Origin of the sequence: Bacillus sp. BB51/4 (assembly GCF_008368845.1) — a bacterium.
Lineage (GTDB): Bacteria > Bacillota > Bacilli > Bacillales > Bacillaceae_G > Bacillus_A > Bacillus_A wiedmannii.
The window spans coordinates 355,844-372,576 of record NZ_QOSC01000005.1 but is presented as its reverse complement, the minus strand read 5'-3'; the positions used below and the strand labels follow the sequence as shown (position 1 = coordinate 372,576).

Genomic DNA, 16,733 nt, shown 5'->3' with positions numbered 1-16,733 from the left:
GAACTTATTAACAATCACGTTTATTTATATAGAATCTTACTCGAAAGGAGTTGAAAGTATGAAAACTAAATATCGTTTTATGATCTCATCATTTGCTGCTTGCGCTTATATGCTTTGGTATTTAGTATAATAACAACCTCGCTTGTAAATTGGAAAAGGTGTGTATATAAATGGAATATAATCAATCAACAGTTAACTATTGGAAAGCTTTTGTACTACCATATACATTTGCTTTAGAAGAGTTAAAAACTAAATTTGAAATTATGAACCGGGAAGCTCAATTTTTAGAGGATTACAACCCGTTTGAACATATAAAAACAAGACTAAAACAACCTGAAAGTATTATTAAAAAGCTTGAGCGTAAAAATTTATTACCAACAGTTGAAAATGCCCAAACTCATTTACAAGATATCATCGGCATTCGTATTACATGTTGCTTCGTAGAAGATATCTATCATTTAAAAAATGTTATTCAAAAGCGTGAAGATATGGAAATCATTGAAGTAAAAGATTATATCGCTAATCCAAAGGGAAACGGATATAAAAGTTTACACATGATTATTAAATATCCTTTATCACTGAATTCTGGTACAAAAGATGTATTTGCAGAAATTCAGTTACGTACACTTGCTATGGATTTTTGGGCAAGTTTAGAACATAAACTTTACTATAAATATGAAGGGAAAATACCTGAGTATTTAAAAGATGAACTACACGATGCAGCAATGAAAGCTGAAGATCTTGATAATAAAATGGCAACCATTCGCCAAGATATTGATGATATTGAAGCATGTTCAAATCAAATTCTGTTACCACTATAAAAAAGGTTCTCTCCAATGAGAACCTTTTTTATTTCGCTATTTACGGGTAGTAAGACTTCCTAATTAAAGTTTCACTTTATTTCTTCCCTATCATGCGAACCTCTTCAATTTTCCATCCATCCTCTTCTTTTCCAAGCGCATACTGTACGTTCTTCTGAAGAGTGACCTCCCCCTCTATTTCTTTTTCCTTCGTTTCAACAACAACATACCCTGCTTTACTAGCTTTCATATCTATATGTTCCAATTCAATTTTCTTATTTCCCTTTTGAAAAGCTGCTTCTTTTTGTGTTTTTAAGTCTTCAGCACTAGGCATCTTCTTTGAAAATAACTCCATATGTTCAGCAAGATTTTTTTCATTTGTCGTCCGTACAAACTTCTCCATAACATCTTGAATCGATTTCTCTTCTTCTTTCGTTATTTGTACCTTTTCCTCAGCTTTTGTAGTAGTAGATTTTTTTTCTATCTGATTCTCTTTGGATTGACATCCAACTAGCAATACTACACCTATTAGAAGGGATCCTATCCCTCTGAAAAAAGCCCCCATCTTCCCATCTCCTAAAAAGAAAAGTGAGGCATTTCGCCTCACTTTCATTTATAATTAGCGTCTTCCTTTATTCGGATCGCCACCGCCAACAATATCAAAGACACGTTTAGCGATATTTGTATTCTCTTGAACGCCAGAGAACAAGTATTTACCAGGGCCAAATGCATATACGTTTACATCTTCCCCTGTATGCCCACCTGTAGTCCATCCTGTAACCGAACGCTTATTGAAAATATCCTCAATCGCATTATCAATCTTTGTTACATCTTTTGAAGGAGCAATATCATTTACCGCTTTAATTTCTTCTGGTGTTAATTGTAAATCAATATATTTTTTCAATGTCTCTTCTACATTTGCACCTTTTGCAATCTCATTTGCCATGAAGTCTGGTGTACGTTTTGCAGCTTTAATTGGATCTACTTTAAAGTTATACTCACCATTCGCACCTAAAGATAATCCGCCAGTAGCGTGGTCTGCCGTTGCAACGACTAACGTATTTTTATCTTTTTTCGCAAACTCAATCGCTGCTTTAAATGCTTTTTCAAAGTCTTCCATTTCACTCATTGCACCTACGATATCATTATCGTGTCCAGCCCAGTCGATTTGACTTCCTTCAACCATTAAGAAGAAACCATTTTTATTTTTGTTCAAACGCTCAATTGCTGCATTTGTCATTTCTTCTAATGAAGGTGTCTTCTCATTACGGTCAATCATTTTATCTAAACCGCCTGGTGCAAATAAACCTAAAATTTGATCGTTTTTATCATTTAACAATTGATCTCGATCTGTTACGTAGCTATAACCAGATTTCTTAAACTCTTCTGTAAGATTACGATCTTTTCTAACAAAGTTTTTTACGCCGCCGCCAAGCATAACATCTACTTTATGCTTCCCTTTAATTTTTTCATCAAAATAATCATTTGCAATTGCATCCATATTTTTACGACTAATGTCATGCGCACCGAAAGCAGCTGGTGTTGCATGTGTAATTTCAGAAGTAGCAACTAATCCTGTTGATTTCCCTTTTTCTTTCGCTTGTTCAAGAACAGTTTTCACTTCTGCTTTATCATTATCAACTGCAATTGCCGCATTATATGTTTTAATTCCCGCTGACATAGCTGTTGCTGCTGATGCAGAGTCTGTGATATTTTCATGTTCATCTTCCGGATATGTTTTTTGTGTTCCTACAAGATGCTTATCAAACTCTGTAGATTCCATCTCAAAAGTTTTTGGATTATCTTTCATATAACGATGAGCCGTCATGTATGAAGGTCCCATACCATCCCCAATTAATACAATGACATTTTTAATCTTTGCATTGCTTCCGCTCTCATCTGCATTAACCTCACTAGAACGAGTAAAATTCCATGTTGCTACCGAAGTAACAGCTAACGACGCCACAACTGCAAATGGCCATGCTTTTTTTACAAACTTTTTCACTATATTGTCCCCCTAATTAGGTTATTCATTTCTCACTATCAAATTTAATAGAAGACTATTAAGAGAAAATTAGTTATATGTAAATTTTTTGTTAACTTATGTAAATATCAGTTATAATTTGTATAAGTTTGTCTGTTCGTATCAACATTCTTCGCCTTTACAATCCAAATATAAACAAGTTGGATTTCATTTAACGTAAATCTCTTATTTAACATTTTCAATCTACTTTTATGAAAATTAATAGAAATGTGGGGAGTATTTATGAAAACAATAAAGCTAGATGAATCTTTTATTTTTGATTTACTCGACCTTTGCAAAGCTATTGGATGGTTACAAGATAAAGCATTTATGAAAAAGCAATTCGAAATGTATCTTTCTCTCGGCACACTTATTGGTTATATGCATGAAAATAAACTGATTGCAGCTGGAGGAGTATTTCCTTTTAAAGATAGTTTTTCTACTATTGGCATGTTAATCGTTCATCCTAATTTTCAAGGCCGAGGCATCGGGCGTATTTTGCTAAATCGTTGCTTAGAACACACTCTCCCAAAACAACCAATTGCACTTCTTGCAACAAAAGCTGGCGAGCCTCTTTATACATCATACGGATTTAAAACAGTAACAACGATTCATCGTTTTGAGAAACAAACTACTAAAACACATATTACTCATACGCAACAAGTGAAAGAACAAGATCTTGTCTCACTTATTTCTCTCGATCAAATTACAACTGGCGCTAATCGTTCTTTACTTTATTCATTACTCTTACCAAGAACAAGCCACTCTTTTAAAATTGAGAGAAATAACTGTATAGAAGCTTTTTCCTTATGTATACAAAAAGGAAATATATTATGCGTCAATCCACTTATCGCAAAGCAAGAGCAGGACGCTATTCAATTATTCAAGAGAATCTGTGAATGTTGGAATGGCACAGTAAGGATTGATGTCCCACATTCACAATTTTCATTTCGTCAATTTCTTCAAACAGAAAGTTTCCAAGAAACGCTCCTTTCACCTCTTATGATAAAAAGTGGTAGCCAACTTCCTGGAAATCGTAATATGCTATTTGCTATGATAGATACAGCGTTATGTTAGAAAGGGGACACCTCATTGAAGCGATTTAGCTATTTTATGGTAGGTTGTCTTACTCTTACACTATTAGTAGGATGTAGTGCAGCAGAAAAGCCAGTAGAACAAGTAAAACAAGTTAAAAATACACTTACAGCGAAACTAGCTACCGAGGAAAAAATGGTAGAAATAGATGGGCAAACCATTTACTTTAAAAAGATTGGTAATGAAAAGCCACCTTTACTTATGATCCATGGATTTGGAGGATCGTCAGATGGTTTTCAAAAGATTTACTCAGATTTAGCAAAAGATCATACAATTATTTCTGTAGATGCTTTAGGCTTCGGGCGCTCATCTAAGCCGATGGATTTTTATTATTCTTTCCCAACTCATGCAAATTTGTATTATAAATTAATGAAAAAACTAGGTTATGATTCGTTTGCAATACTGGGACACTCAATGGGCGGAGAAATTTCTCTTAATTTAACATATTTATATCCTGAAGCCGTTACCCACCTTATTTTAACTGATGCTACAGGTGGTCCTCATACATTCGTTAATAAACAAGGCTCACCAAAACCACAGTTGTCGACTGATTTAAATACCGTTTCTGCTGTTGCAGATTATGATGAAAGTAAAGTGAAATTTAAACGTAATGACGAAGAGCATTACAATAAAATGAAATTATGGCCTAGACGTCTTCAAATCAATGCAAATGAACTGAAACAACCAACCTTAATTATATGGGGAAGAAATGATAGTAGCGTTTCTTGGAAAGAAGGAGAAACGTATCATCAATTCTTAAAAAATAGTACTTTCCATATTATCGAAAAAGGTTATCATGCACCATTTCGTCAAGAGCCACAAGAATTTGTAGGTTATGTAAAAGAATTCTTTAAAAACAATCCAATAAAAGTTGAAAAATAACATAAGCGGGTATCTCATTTTGAGATACCCGCTTTCATATATTAAGCAGCTTGCTTTTGGCGTTTTTGAGTTTTTGATCCTAGTACTTTCGGAATAACGAAACCATCTATTCCAAATTTACCAGCATTCATACCAGAAACTAGAACGAACATTGATAGAATAACCATTTCAGGATTGACACCAATTGACCCACTAAACATATAGGAAAAGTTCATTACAAGACCGAAAAAGACCGCTGTTTTTGTTAAACAGCCTATAATTAAACCAATTCCAACTAAAATTTCTCCCCACGTTACAAGTGTATTAAATAGATCAACGTTTGGAATTGCGAAATCTTGTAAAAATGATGCCCACCAAGATTGAACAGCCGGTTGTGCTCCTTTAGATTTTTCAATTGCACCTTGTAGATAACCTGTTGCATCGAATCCTTTTCCTTGTAGTTTACCGATTCCAGCCATTAACCATGTGTAACCAAGATATACTCGAATTACTGCTAACACAAAAGAAACTGCTTTGTTTTCTCTTAAAAATTGAATAACCATATCTTCCTCCTAAAGTTGTAATTAAATTAGTTACAGATAATATAATAACATTAGTTACTTATTTATAAAACGTTAATTACGAATAATTTGTGACATGTGTATGAAACATTAAAAACTAACGTTTATATAGTAACTTTTTTTACCTGTAAAAACTTGAACATATCATACCATAGGTGATAATCATTTTCATTGAAGAAAATGTAAAAAAAATGTGAGTTAAATGTGAAACACCTTTATTCGAATATAGAATAAAGGCGTTTTTTACTATTTATAGAATTGAAATGTACGTGTCTCCTCATCAATTAATTTTGCCTCTTGAAAAGCATCTTCTAACGTTTTTGCATGGTTAATAAGCCCATAAAATAAGCGTATTGTAAACATAAGTGCTGCATTCCCATCTACATAATCTATCGATGCAATATACGATTTCGCCCCACTACGTAAAAAAGATTCTGCTAGTTTTCTCTCCCCTAACGTACACCCGCTATTTACAATATGTGTATTATGCAATTTTGCATATTTATAAATTTCTGCTGCACCAAAGTATCCCCTCGGTTCATCTTGTTCATATATATCTTCACCTAACTCTTCCATGACAAACTTTCCTTCCTCACCATGAAAGCAAAAGACAACATAATTAATATCATTATATAAACTCTTTCCAGAAAGAATATCGATGAACTCTTTCGGTCTACCAATCCAGTATGTTATAACTTTTGCCCCAAAATATTCAAGCGATGCTCGAATTGATTGCGCCTCTAAATCGGAATTAAAGCCAACTACTAGTGCAACATTCAACATATACCCTCAACCCTATCATTAGATTTCATCAATCAGACTTTTATGGGTTACCTCCATTTCATATATACCCGTTTCTTGCAAAAAATCATATCTAGTTAACACGACTTTCTGCAAATATTGCCTATACGCAGTAATTGTCCCGTCGTGAGATACAATACAAATTCTTTCCGTACCTAGCTCATAACACCAAAGAAGAAATTCATCTACTATTTGCTGAAAGCTATTCTCTGAAATAGTATTTATACCTTCCGTCCATAACTGCTTATTTGTACTTTTCTCTATCGAAAAATGTGGAAATAAATTTGTTATTATCCCCTGATCTACTATGTCATCACATGGTAATGTTTTCGCTCCTTCTCGATAAGGAAAAATACGTGGGGATACATATGGGTGGACGATTTTTTGACAAGTTACTTTCTCACTCCATATTGCCGCTGTTTGTAAAGTTCTACGTGTAGGACTAACAATTAATATATCCGTTTCTTGTAATGGCACATTGCATTGAAGTAATTTAGCCTGATTCTTTCCCTCATCCGTTAATGGCGGATGAAGCACTTGTAAACTTGACGGCAAATCCTTTGTATGTTCACCTTCTCCGTGCCGAACAAAGACAAGCTTCATATCCAGCCTCCTCTCTCTATGAAATCCTCTTACATATTTCTTCCCTATCTCATTCTTTATTCCTGCTATATGAAAAACTGGTATGTAAAAAACATTTGACACAATTAATTGAAAAACATTACAATTATAATATGTAAAATACTTTTTACAAGAGAGAGGGGAATCACAAATATGAAATGGATTATCGCCTTTATCGGAATGATCATATGGGGATACATAAATGGATTTTTTAATAGTGATAAAACCGCTAATCCTTGGATTACAGATGATGAACGTGAAACAAAAATTAAACAGAAAGCAATTATTGCAAGCTGGTCTGGTGTTTTCATGTTTTGTATCATTAACCTCTTAAACAAATGGTTAGGTTTAGGAACGAGTAATGCATCACCTTACTTACCATCTTCTGTCGCAACTATTTTAAAAGAAAATGTAGAGTTACAAGTTTTACTTATGCTATTTATTACGTATGGCATATTTTACGTATACTATCGAAGAAAATTAAGCGCTTAACTTTTATCTCATGATTATCCTCCTAAATGGTTATAGTAATTAGGACGAAATGAAAGGAGCGATATAAAAATGAGTAACTCGAATGACTTTTTAGATACACTACATGAAAAACAAGCAAAAGATGAACAAAATAGAAAGCGTCAGGGAAACGGAAACCCCGCGAAAAAAAAGCCAAATAAAACACATAAATAACAATAAAAAACCTGCCTAAAATTATCTTTTAGGCAGGTTTTTTATTCTTCTTTTACCGAGATGACATTTTCCCAGTTCCATTTCTCATAATACCATTCTGGTACATCTATATTTTCAATCCACTTCTTTTCCTGTTTTCCATCACTACTGGAAAGCCATACATTGGCTTTCTTACGGTCTGAACGTATCCAAATTAATTGATTGTTCTTCTTCATAAAGATGGGATGATAGTCACCTTGCTTATGGGGTGGCTTTGTGATTTGATGTTGTTCGTCGCTTGTACTATCGATCTCATATAAGGATGGCAGTGACCTTTTTTCTGGCGGTGTTTCTATCCCTGCCTCTTTTGCTCGTGAAACGATCATTACTTTATCGTTCTTCCATACAAAATCCCAATCGACATATCCTTTCGGCGTAAAGGTGTTCTGCTGAAGTGCCGGCAGCTCTTTTACTTTTAAATGTTTATTCTCTAACGCAACTCTTCCGCTTCCTTCAATATAAGCTAAAATATTCTTGGATGGCGCCCATTTGAACCATTGTGTGTTTAATAACATTTGATCTACCTTTTCAAAGCGACTGCCATCTGCTCGAACTAAGCAAAGCGTATTACTATCAGCTGACCACGAAGCTGTCGGTACCGCTAAAAATGAAATCCACCTTTGATCCGATGACCACTCAAACCCACTTGCAACTAGCGCTAGAAAATCATCATGTTCATTTGGTAATGCATACAAATGCTTCATTTTGTGAGGATTCATATGTGCATCTATTTGCACTTCATATAGCTGAGCTCCTGTCCATCCTGTTGGAAGTAAGTGTGCTTCAGAAGATACAAGAAACTTCTTTCCATCAGGGTACCATGCATAATCACCTACACCAGCTGACACATTTTCAAAATCTGTATTCTTATTTTTGACATCAAACGTATTTAATATATTTGCAAATACAAATGCAATTATATTCTCTTTCGGTGACCATTGATAATTCGATACCTCAGATTGCAATGGCCTAACTTTTTTTCCATCTTCCAGTCGGTACAACTCCAAGGTGTTTTGCTTCTTTCCTTTAGCATAAGAAATCCATTCTCCATCATGAGACCATTTCGGCCCTGTTATGTACTCGCCTTTTGTTATTTGTTTTTCTTTTCCATTAATTTTAACCCAAAGATCATGATGACGAATAAAAGCAACCTTCACCCCATTATGTTCCGCACGAGTACTAAACATTGAAGATAAAAAAATAAACAAAACCACACTACTACTCACGATAATTTTTTTCATACGTCCCTCCATTTTCTTATAGCATTCCTCATATTCCACTTACTATATGCGAATTTCACTCCGCATTGATTGGCAGTTACTGCACAATTGTTGTGGATTTATGCACAGTGGAGGATGGGCTTCCCCCACTGTGCATGAGCCATTCGACATAATCCCAAAAAATTTCCCGAATTTTTTTAATTCAAAGAGGATTGGTATGAATTATGTCGAAAGTATAGTTTAGCCAACATTCGATTTTATATTTCAGAACAAAAATGTAAGATAACTTTTTTCTGAATATTGGCACTTTTCATTAGGGGGAGTTTCAATGAAAAAAACTACATCTGCACTATTAAGTATGGCGCTTGTCTTTTCTAGTTTTGGAGCTTTAAGCGCGCATGCTGAATCGCTGCAAAAGGAGAAGCAATTTAGTCCACAGTTAAAAGCGAATATTGAGCAATGGGGAGAAAACAAAATCGCGCAAAATGTTGAAACAAAAACATCAAAAGAAATTTCAGTCATTGTAGAATTGCATCATGCTCCGCTCGCTTCACAAAGTAACATTCAGCATGCTCCAGATTTAAAAAATGGAAATGTGCAATCATACCATGCACAACTAAAAAAGGCGCAAGAGGATACAACAAAGAAAATTAAAGAAAAAGCACCAAAAGCAAAGATAAAAGAAACGTATAGCACGTTATTTTCTGGATTCTCTATTTCTATCCCAGGAGATCAAGTTGCTGCTTTAGCTTCTTTACCCGAAGTAAAAGCTGTTTATCCGAACTTAACATATAAATTGCATGAAACAGCAAAAAGCGCTACTAAAGAAGAAGCGCCAAATATTGGCGGACCGACAATCGGTGCACCTGAAGCATGGAATTTAAAAGATCCATCTGGCAAACCGCTTGATGGAAAAGGTATGAAAGTCGCTATTATTGATTCTGGCGTAGACTATACACACCCCGACTTACAAGCAAACTATATCGGTGGATACGATACAGTCGATGAGGATAACGATCCGATGGATGGTAACGTACACGGTACTCATGTAGCTGGTATTATTGCTGGTAACGGAAAAATTAAAGGCGTTGCTCCGAATGCTTCTATACTCGCTTACCGTGTCATGAACGATGGTGGAACTGGTACGACCGATGATATTATTCAAGGTATTGAGCGCGCTATTCAAGATGGTGCTGACGTTTTAAATTTATCTCTCGGTCAAGATTTGAATGTCCCTGATCAACCTGTAACAATGACGTTAGAACGCGCCGCAAAACTTGGTGTTACTGCAGTTGTTTCAAATGGAAATGATGGACCAAAACCTTGGTCTGTTGATGCTCCTGGTAACGCAAGTAGTGTCATCTCTGTTGGCGCATCGACTGTTTCTATTCCATTCCCAACATTCCAAGTAGCTGGTTCTAATAAATCTTACCAAGGATTACCGTTATCAAAAGCAGATTTCCAAGTAGGAAACGATGCTCAGCTTGTCTATGTTGGCTACGGTAATTCAAGTGATTACGCTAAACAAGATGTGAAAGGGAAGTTCGCCCTTGTTTTACAAGGAACTTCGAGTACGTTAGTAAAGGCAGAACAAGCGAAACAAGCTGGAGCTATCGGGGTGCTACTAATTTCTAATGAAAAAGAAATTAATATTATGCCTGAATATTTTGGCCGTGAAGAGATAGCTCTTCCAGTTATGCAACTATCAAATAAAAATGGTGAAGAGTTGAAAAATTTAATTACAAAAAGAAAGAAAAATATAAAAATTGGACAACCGAACAAAACAGAACTTATTGGTAACTTTAGTTCCAGAGGACCATCACAAGGAAGTTGGCTCATAAAACCTGATGTTGTTGCACCTGGCGTACAAATTACTAGTACGGTACCAAGGGGTGGCTATGAATCTCACAACGGAACAAGTATGGCTGCGCCACAAGTAGCAGGAGCCGTTGCCTTACTACGTCAAATGCATCCTGATTGGACGACAGAACAATTGAAATCTGCTCTTGCCAACACTGCAAAAACATTAAAGGATGTCAATGAAAATACATATCCTGTTATGGCACAAGGATCAGGTTTAATTAACATTCCGAAAGCAGCTCAAACGGATGCGTTAGTGAAACCGAACAATGTAAGTTTCGGTCTTATTAAACCGAATAGCGGCAAAGTGAAACTAACACAAAATATTACGTTACAAAATCTTTCTAACAAAAAGAAAAACTTTTCAACTCGTATTGAATTACTAGATACAAAAACAAAAATCCAAACTTCTTTCCCTTCTTCTATTAGTTTGAAACCGAATAGTAATATTGAAAAACCATTTACTATTACTGTAGATAGCTCCTTACCGCAAGGCGTATATACAGGAAATCTGTATGTAAAAGAACAAGGAAAAACTGAAGAAATGCGTATTCCATTTACATTTAGCATTGATCCGAAAGAATACAAACGTATTGATGGCCTTGAAATCGTTAATTCTACTTTCAGTCCAAATAATGACAAAATACTAGATGACAACCTAATCAATTACTATTTAGTTACACCAGTTGAAGACATAGCCTTTCATGCTAATTTAATTACGAAAGACCGCGTGACATATCAAGGCATGGTATATCAAGGTAAAAATGAAACACCTGGTTATAAATCTTTCAAATGGAATGGTACAAAAATTAATGGATCCCCTCTACCTGATGGCTTATACCAAATCGAAGCTGTTGCTTCTAACTCTGGTGGAGAAACAAAACAAACAGGAGCTGTATTTATCGACCGAACAGCACCTAAGTTAACACACGAAATTGATCAAGAAAATCTCATAATTAGAGGAAAAGTTGATGATATTCTACTAGATTGGATGACAGAATCTGGTTGGATTGCACCTGGTATTCCAGTAAGAATGCAATATGAAATTAACGGAAATGGTGTATGGGAGAGTGCATTCCTAAACACTTGGGAGAAAAACTACGAAATTTATTTCGATCGTAATCAATTACAAGAAGGAAAAAATACTATTCATATTGTAGCAACCGATGCAGCTGGAAATACGACTAATTTAAATGTTGATTTAGAAGTGAAATAAAGTGAAACTTTAATCAGCACTCACCAATCGGACGTTTACGGGCAGTAAGGCTTCCATCTAACTTCTTTGCTCCGGCCAAATTTTGAGGTAGGAGTTTTACTGCCCACAAATAGCGGGATAAAATTATTGTTGACAACCTTTTAAAAATAGTTTTATAATACAAAACATAGTTTAGTTGAACGAATTATATATCGGCTTTGAAGGAATACTAGTAGCGACTTATATCCCTGTCTCAGAGAACTGATGGTTGGTGCGAATCAGTACATATACAAGCGTGAATTACAATTCTGGAGCTTCTTTCCCGTAGTGCACATAATGCATGAAGAGAAAGACGGATCTTTCCGTTATCTTAAAATGAGTGGTAAACAATTTTTCTGTTTACAATTAGGGTGGTACCGCGATTTTTATCGTCCCTATCGGATTTTCCGATAGGGGCTTTTTTGCGTCCTTCCCTTTTGCACAATTTTATATATACGCGTTGAAAGAATCGCAGTAATATCTTATATCCCTGTTACAGAGAGCTAATGGTCGGTGGAAATTAGCACATATATAAGTATGAATTACAATTCTGGAGCTTCTTTTTCGTAGTGCTTGTACGCATGAAGGAAAAGACGGAGTTTTTCCGTTATCATGAATTGAGATGTAAGTATGTTTTCACTTACAAATAGGGTGGTACCGCGATTCTTTCGCCCCTATCGGATTTTCCGATAGGGGCTTTTTCTATTTCTCACAGAAACAAATGTTAAATAATTCCGAATCTTATGATAAAATTTTATAAGCGCTTACAATTTTGAAAGGTGGTGGTTCCAGCTATACCCAACCAATATTCAATTTTATAGAAAACAAGGAGGATGTCTAAATGACAAAGAAAACAGAAATTCCATCGCATTTAAAACCATTCGTATCCACGCAGCATTATGATCAATATACACCGGTGAATCACGCTGTTTGGCGTTACATTATGAGACAAAATCATAGTTTCTTAAAAGACGTTGCTCATCCAGCCTATGTGAACGGACTACAATCATCTGGTATAAATATAGATGCAATTCCAAAGGTAGAAGAAATGAATGACTGTTTAGCACCAAGCGGATGGGGAGCTGTAACAATTGATGGACTTATTCCCGGCGTAGCATTCTTTGATTTCCAAGGACACGGCTTACTACCAATCGCAACAGATATTCGCAAAGTAGAAAATATCGAGTACACACCAGCTCCAGATATCGTACACGAAGCAGCAGGACACGCACCTATTTTACTGGATCCTACATATGCGAATTATGTGAAACGCTTTGGACAAATTGGTGCGAAAGCTTTCTCTACAAAAGAAGAACATGATGCTTTTGAAGCTGTTCGTACATTAACAATCGTAAAAGAAAGCCCTACTTCTACTCCTGACGAAGTTGCCGCTGCTGAAAATAATGTAATTGAAAAACAAAACTTAGTTTCTGGTTTATCAGAAGCTGAACAAATTTCACGTCTTTTCTGGTGGACAGTAGAATACGGCTTAATTGGAAATATAGACGATCCAAAAATCTACGGTGCTGGGCTCCTTTCTTCTGTTGGTGAAAGTAAACATTGCTTAACAGACGCTGTAGAAAAAGTTCCTTTTTCCATTGAAGCTTGTACAAGAACAACTTATGACGTAACAAAAATGCAACCACAACTATTTGTTTGTGAATCATTTGAAGAATTAACAGAAGCACTTGAGAAATTCGCTGAAACGATGGCCTTTAAAACAGGTGGTAAAGAAGGCTTAGAAAAAGCAATTCGCTCTGAAAATCATGCAACTGCTGAGCTAAATAGTGGATTACAAATTACAGGTACATTCACCGAGACAATTGAAAACGATGCAGGTGAATTGATTTACATGCGAACAAGTTCGCCAACAGCATTAGCAATTCACAATAAACAACTAGCGAATCATTCTACTGCTGTACACAGTGACGGCTTTGGAACACCAATTGGATTACTCACTGAAAATGTTGCATTAGAAAATTGTACAGATGAAGAATTACAATCATTAGGAATTACGATTGGAAATATTGCTGAGTTTACTTTTGCAAGTGGTATTCATGTAAAAGGAACAGTAACAGATATTATAAAAAATGATAAGAAAATTGCTCTTATTTCCTTTATCGATTGCACAGTTACTTATAACGCCCGCGTATTATTTGATGCTTCATGGGGCGCATTTGATATGGCTGTTGGTTCAGAGATCACTTCTGTATTCCCAGGAGCAGCAGATGCAGCATCGTTTTTCCCAGTTGATGAAGAAATAGAAGAAACTCCAGCACCTCTCACATTAACTGAGCTAGATCGTATGTATCAAACAGTTCGTGACATTCGAAATAAAGGTATTTTACACGACGCGCATGTCGAACAATTAGTAGCGATTCAAGAGGTATTAAATAAATTGTATCCGAAAGAATGGCTACTTCGCCTTGAAATATTAGAATTACTTCTAGAACATAACAAAGGGCACGAAACATCAGCAGCATTATTACAACAACTTTCTACTTTCACAACTGACGAAGCTGTAACACGCCTTATTAACAATGGTCTTGCACTACTGCATGTAAAGGATGTGAAAAATGATGCTGCGATTAACTGAAGAAGAAGTTCAAGGGGAATTATTCAAGGTGGATAAATGGATAGTAAAAGATGAAAAATGGATTGAACGAAAATATATGTTTTCCGACTACTTAAAAGGAGTCGAATTTGTCTCTGAAGCCGCCAAACTATCAGAAGAACGTAATCACCATCCATTTATCCTTATCCAGTATAAAGCAGTCATTATTACTTTGTCATCTTGGAATGCAAAAGGTTTAACGAAACTAGATTTTGAGCTTGCAAAGCAGTTTGATGAACTATTTTTACAAAACGAAAAAGCAATTATAAGAAAGTAAAAAAAGAGAAGCCTTTTTTAGGCTTCTCCTTTTATTTTGAAATGAATACAATGTCCAAATGGGTCCTGGGCTTGTAATATTCCATCTTTGTACGTAGCGACTTTGCCAATATTTTTTAAGCTTTCACATACTTGCTCTTTTTGTTTTTCATCCGCTAGTACAATTGTGAAATATTTCAAGCCGACGGAATTTGGCATTTGCGGCGGTATTTCTTCACCTTGCCACGTATTTAAACCGATATGGTGATGATAGCCACCTGCCGATACGAACAACGCTCCATTACGAGCTGGGATTGTTACTTCAAAACCAAGACCATCCACATAGAAACGTTTCGCTTCTTCCAAATCAGCTACATGGAGATGAATATGTCCCATCACAGTACCCGCCGGAAATCCATTCCATGTACTTCCTTGCTGTAATAGTTCTTCACCAGCTAACGGGTTACTAACAAATGGTAGTTCTCCATTCTCATCACGCCAAACTTCTTTTTGGCGATCATGATAAATTTCAATCCCGTTTCCATCTGGATCAGCTAAATAAAGGGCCTCACTAAAGTAATGGTCGGCTCCGCCGTGCAGTGGATATACCATTTCTACAAGATGACGAAGAATATTCGCTAAATCCTGTCTGCTTGGTAATAAGATTGCGTAATGATATAACCCCGTTCTCCCTCTTTGCTTTGGTAGAGCTTCTTTCTTTTCTTCAATGATAAGGAGTGGTTCGTTATTTTCATTCCCAAATGTAACAACCATTTCATCTTCTTTTAGTACTTTCATACTTAGTACTTCTGTATAAAACTCTAGTGATTTCTTTATATTTGATACATATAAATGAACAACATCAAGTGTTGTGTCGGGATGAAGTTGAAAACTCATCTTGTTAGCCCCCCCATTTAATTTAGTTCTTCTTTAACATTCTCTCTTTTAAGAAATTATCTACAAAACCGTCTGCTTTCGCAACAAATAAGTACGCACCCATTGCTAACAATGCAAGTTCTAATTCGAAGCCAGGATTTTTTCCATCTCCTAATAAACCAGCTGACCATTTTACTTTTACAATTGCTCCAACCATTACAAGTGCAAATAATAATCCAATATATCTTACACCTAAACCTAGAATTAACAATATACCACCAACTACTTCCGCTGTTGCTACACCGTATGCAAGACCTCCTGGTAAACCAATGCTTGTAAACCACCCTGCAATATTGTCAATCCCCGATTGGAATTTTGTTAAACCGTGCATAAAGAATGTTACCCCTAACACGATACGAATAATTAAGTTACCGATATGTTGATTCATTTCATTCTCTCCTTTATAGTTTCCTTATACAAAACTTTTATTTACAATACAAAACATACACTAATTTTTTTTATTCGTCAATTCATTTTCACTGGGAAAAAATATATTTTTTTTGCTATGATACAAATAGTTGTTTACAAAAAGGAGCTTGATTTTATGAATATTGGTTCTGCAATACGTGAAATTCGTCAACGTAGAGGCATAACAATTGCACAAATTTGTGAGGGAACAGGTCTTTCTAAAGGATTTATGAGTCAGGTTGAAAATAATAAAACATCACCATCTATCTCAACTTTAGAAACAATCTCCAATTTTTTAAACGTTCCCCTTCCCTATTTATTATTAGAACAAAAAGATCGGCTGAAAGTTGTCAAAAAGGTAGAGCGTAAATACAGTGTATACGGAAAAGATGAACAAAGAATTGAACATGTTGCAGAACAAGGTGGCCTTCGCCTAAATCTTGTGGAAATTCCTGCTGGGTTTCCGAAAGAAAATATACCAAATGCCCATGAAGGGGAAGAATGTCACCTTGTATTACGCGGAAAACTAGAAGTTCAACATGGAGAAGATATTGCAATTGTAGAAGAAGGTGATTCTTTCTCTTGGAATGCATGTGTTCCTCATATTGTTCGTAATATAGGAGAAGAAACTGCATTATTACTCATCTCTAGTCATGCAGAAAATCGAAAACGTGTTTATTAAATAAAAAAAGAAGCCTGTA

General features: G+C 35.6%; 17 protein-coding genes and 2 other annotated features. Of the genes, 9 read left to right on the top strand and 8 right to left on the bottom strand.

Annotated features, from left to right (window positions below):
* Window positions 1-170 precede the first annotated feature (170 nt).
* Entirely contained in the window at window positions 171-821 is a 651-nt protein-coding gene (locus tag DN392_RS04200; protein ID WP_000456222.1) for a GTP pyrophosphokinase, read from the top strand.
* A gap of 76 nt (window positions 822-897) precedes the next feature.
* On the opposite strand, the gene DN392_RS04195 is transcribed toward DN392_RS04200, so the two are convergent.
* Both DN392_RS04195 and DN392_RS04190 read right to left on the bottom strand, forming a co-directional pair.
* On the bottom strand, window positions 898-1,365 hold the full coding sequence (locus DN392_RS04195) for a hypothetical protein (RefSeq protein WP_000500660.1): 468 nt from the start codon (window positions 1,363-1,365) through the stop codon (window positions 898-900).
* A gap of 54 nt (window positions 1,366-1,419) precedes the next feature.
* Window positions 1,420-2,805 carry an alkaline phosphatase gene (locus tag DN392_RS04190; protein ID WP_000714921.1) on the bottom strand — a complete coding sequence of 462 codons (1,386 nt, stop codon included), beginning with the start codon at window positions 2,803-2,805 and terminating at the stop codon, window positions 1,420-1,422.
* A 261-nt stretch (window positions 2,806-3,066) separates the two neighbouring features.
* Between DN392_RS04190 and DN392_RS04185 the strand changes: the two genes are divergently transcribed.
* On the top strand, window positions 3,067-3,900 hold the full coding sequence (locus DN392_RS04185; protein WP_074651156.1) for a GNAT family N-acetyltransferase: 834 nt from the start codon (window positions 3,067-3,069) through the stop codon (window positions 3,898-3,900).
* A gap of 15 nt (window positions 3,901-3,915) precedes the next feature.
* Entirely contained in the window at window positions 3,916-4,800 is an 885-nt protein-coding gene (locus DN392_RS04180; protein WP_061672373.1) for an alpha/beta fold hydrolase, read from the top strand.
* A gap of 41 nt (window positions 4,801-4,841) precedes the next feature.
* On the opposite strand, the gene DN392_RS04175 is transcribed toward DN392_RS04180, so the two are convergent.
* The 3 genes from DN392_RS04175 to DN392_RS04165 all read right to left on the bottom strand — a co-directional run bounded on the left by DN392_RS04175 (window position 4,842) and on the right by DN392_RS04165 (window position 6,764).
* The gene (locus DN392_RS04175; RefSeq protein ID WP_000236597.1) at window positions 4,842-5,342 is read right to left on the bottom strand and encodes a DoxX family protein; all 501 of its coding nucleotides are present in this window, start codon (window positions 5,340-5,342) and stop codon (window positions 4,842-4,844) included.
* Window positions 5,343-5,606: 264 nt separating this feature from the next.
* Window positions 5,607-6,143, bottom strand: a complete 537-nt coding sequence (locus tag DN392_RS04170) for a hypothetical protein (RefSeq protein WP_000935627.1) — start codon at window positions 6,141-6,143, stop codon at window positions 5,607-5,609.
* 18 nt (window positions 6,144-6,161) lie between these two features.
* Window positions 6,162-6,764 (bottom strand): histidine phosphatase family protein, encoded by a 603-nt coding sequence (locus DN392_RS04165; RefSeq protein ID WP_000779733.1) that lies wholly within the window; start codon window positions 6,762-6,764, stop codon window positions 6,162-6,164.
* A gap of 171 nt (window positions 6,765-6,935) precedes the next feature.
* On the opposite strand from DN392_RS04165, the gene DN392_RS04160 reads away from it, so the two are divergent.
* Both DN392_RS04160 and DN392_RS04155 read left to right on the top strand, forming a co-directional pair.
* Window positions 6,936-7,274, top strand: a complete 339-nt coding sequence (locus tag DN392_RS04160) for a phosphoglycerate mutase (protein WP_088321532.1) — start codon at window positions 6,936-6,938, stop codon at window positions 7,272-7,274.
* Window positions 7,275-7,343: 69 nt separating this feature from the next.
* Window positions 7,344-7,466: a DUF4023 domain-containing protein gene (locus DN392_RS04155; RefSeq protein ID WP_000071861.1), complete on the top strand. Its 123-nt coding sequence runs from the start codon at window positions 7,344-7,346 to the stop codon at window positions 7,464-7,466.
* Between the two features lie 41 nt (window positions 7,467-7,507).
* Here DN392_RS04155 and DN392_RS04150 read toward each other — a convergent pair whose 3' ends face one another.
* Window positions 7,508-8,746: a TolB family protein gene (locus DN392_RS04150; protein WP_088321533.1), complete on the bottom strand. Its 1,239-nt coding sequence runs from the start codon at window positions 8,744-8,746 to the stop codon at window positions 7,508-7,510.
* A gap of 307 nt (window positions 8,747-9,053) precedes the next feature.
* On the opposite strand from DN392_RS04150, the gene DN392_RS04145 reads away from it, so the two are divergent.
* From DN392_RS04145 to DN392_RS04135, 3 genes are all read left to right on the top strand, one after another.
* Window positions 9,054-11,801, top strand: coding sequence for a S8 family serine peptidase (locus DN392_RS04145; RefSeq protein ID WP_061672375.1), 2,748 nt, complete (start codon window positions 9,054-9,056; stop codon window positions 11,799-11,801).
* Window positions 11,802-11,989: 188 nt separating this feature from the next.
* Window positions 11,990-12,219, top strand: a binding site (T-box leader).
* A 51-nt stretch (window positions 12,220-12,270) separates the two neighbouring features.
* Window positions 12,271-12,498, top strand: a binding site (T-box leader).
* Window positions 12,499-12,660: 162 nt separating this feature from the next.
* Window positions 12,661-14,415, top strand: coding sequence for an aromatic amino acid hydroxylase (locus DN392_RS04140; protein ID WP_000163176.1), 1,755 nt, complete (start codon window positions 12,661-12,663; stop codon window positions 14,413-14,415).
* Entirely contained in the window at window positions 14,396-14,710 is a 315-nt protein-coding gene (locus DN392_RS04135) for a 4a-hydroxytetrahydrobiopterin dehydratase (RefSeq protein WP_000979547.1), read from the top strand. The genes DN392_RS04140 and DN392_RS04135 overlap by 20 nt, the downstream gene beginning before the upstream one ends.
* Before the next feature lie 17 nt (window positions 14,711-14,727).
* Here DN392_RS04135 and DN392_RS04130 read toward each other — a convergent pair whose 3' ends face one another.
* Window positions 14,728-15,585, bottom strand: a complete 858-nt coding sequence (locus tag DN392_RS04130) for a VOC family protein (protein ID WP_000009827.1) — start codon at window positions 15,583-15,585, stop codon at window positions 14,728-14,730.
* Between the two features lie 22 nt (window positions 15,586-15,607).
* Complete coding sequence (locus DN392_RS04125) at window positions 15,608-16,012, bottom strand: DoxX family protein (RefSeq protein ID WP_001071551.1); 405 nt, start codon at window positions 16,010-16,012, stop codon at window positions 15,608-15,610.
* Window positions 16,013-16,168: 156 nt separating this feature from the next.
* Between DN392_RS04125 and DN392_RS04120 the strand changes: the two genes are divergently transcribed.
* Window positions 16,169-16,714: a helix-turn-helix domain-containing protein gene (locus DN392_RS04120; RefSeq protein ID WP_001020697.1), complete on the top strand. Its 546-nt coding sequence runs from the start codon at window positions 16,169-16,171 to the stop codon at window positions 16,712-16,714.
* Window positions 16,715-16,733: the final 19 nt, after the last annotated feature.

Bases quoted from the DNA above. Each gene is read 5' to 3' on its own strand.
- DN392_RS04200 (WP_000456222.1), top strand. From the start codon at position 171: ATGGAATATAATCAATCAACAGTTAACTATTGGAAAGCTTTTGTACTA.
- DN392_RS04195 (WP_000500660.1), bottom strand. From the start codon at position 1,365: ATGGGGGCTTTTTTCAGAGGGATAGGATCCCTTCTAATAGGTGTAGTA.
- DN392_RS04185 (WP_074651156.1), top strand. From the start codon at position 3,067: ATGAAAACAATAAAGCTAGATGAATCTTTTATTTTTGATTTACTCGAC.
- DN392_RS04175 (WP_000236597.1), bottom strand. From the start codon at position 5,342: ATGGTTATTCAATTTTTAAGAGAAAACAAAGCAGTTTCTTTTGTGTTA.
- DN392_RS04170 (WP_000935627.1), bottom strand. From the start codon at position 6,143: ATGTTGAATGTTGCACTAGTAGTTGGCTTTAATTCCGATTTAGAGGCG.
- DN392_RS04165 (WP_000779733.1), bottom strand. From the start codon at position 6,764: ATGAAGCTTGTCTTTGTTCGGCACGGAGAAGGTGAACATACAAAGGAT.
- DN392_RS04160 (WP_088321532.1), top strand. From the start codon at position 6,936: ATGAAATGGATTATCGCCTTTATCGGAATGATCATATGGGGATACATA.
- DN392_RS04155 (WP_000071861.1), top strand. From the start codon at position 7,344: ATGAGTAACTCGAATGACTTTTTAGATACACTACATGAAAAACAAGCA.
- DN392_RS04150 (WP_088321533.1), bottom strand. From the start codon at position 8,746: ATGAAAAAAATTATCGTGAGTAGTAGTGTGGTTTTGTTTATTTTTTTA.
- DN392_RS04145 (WP_061672375.1), top strand. From the start codon at position 9,054: ATGAAAAAAACTACATCTGCACTATTAAGTATGGCGCTTGTCTTTTCT.
- DN392_RS04140 (WP_000163176.1), top strand. From the start codon at position 12,661: ATGACAAAGAAAACAGAAATTCCATCGCATTTAAAACCATTCGTATCC.
- DN392_RS04135 (WP_000979547.1), top strand. From the start codon at position 14,396: ATGATGCTGCGATTAACTGAAGAAGAAGTTCAAGGGGAATTATTCAAG.
- DN392_RS04130 (WP_000009827.1), bottom strand. From the start codon at position 15,585: ATGAGTTTTCAACTTCATCCCGACACAACACTTGATGTTGTTCATTTA.
- DN392_RS04125 (WP_001071551.1), bottom strand. From the start codon at position 16,012: ATGAATCAACATATCGGTAACTTAATTATTCGTATCGTGTTAGGGGTA.
- DN392_RS04120 (WP_001020697.1), top strand. From the start codon at position 16,169: ATGAATATTGGTTCTGCAATACGTGAAATTCGTCAACGTAGAGGCATA.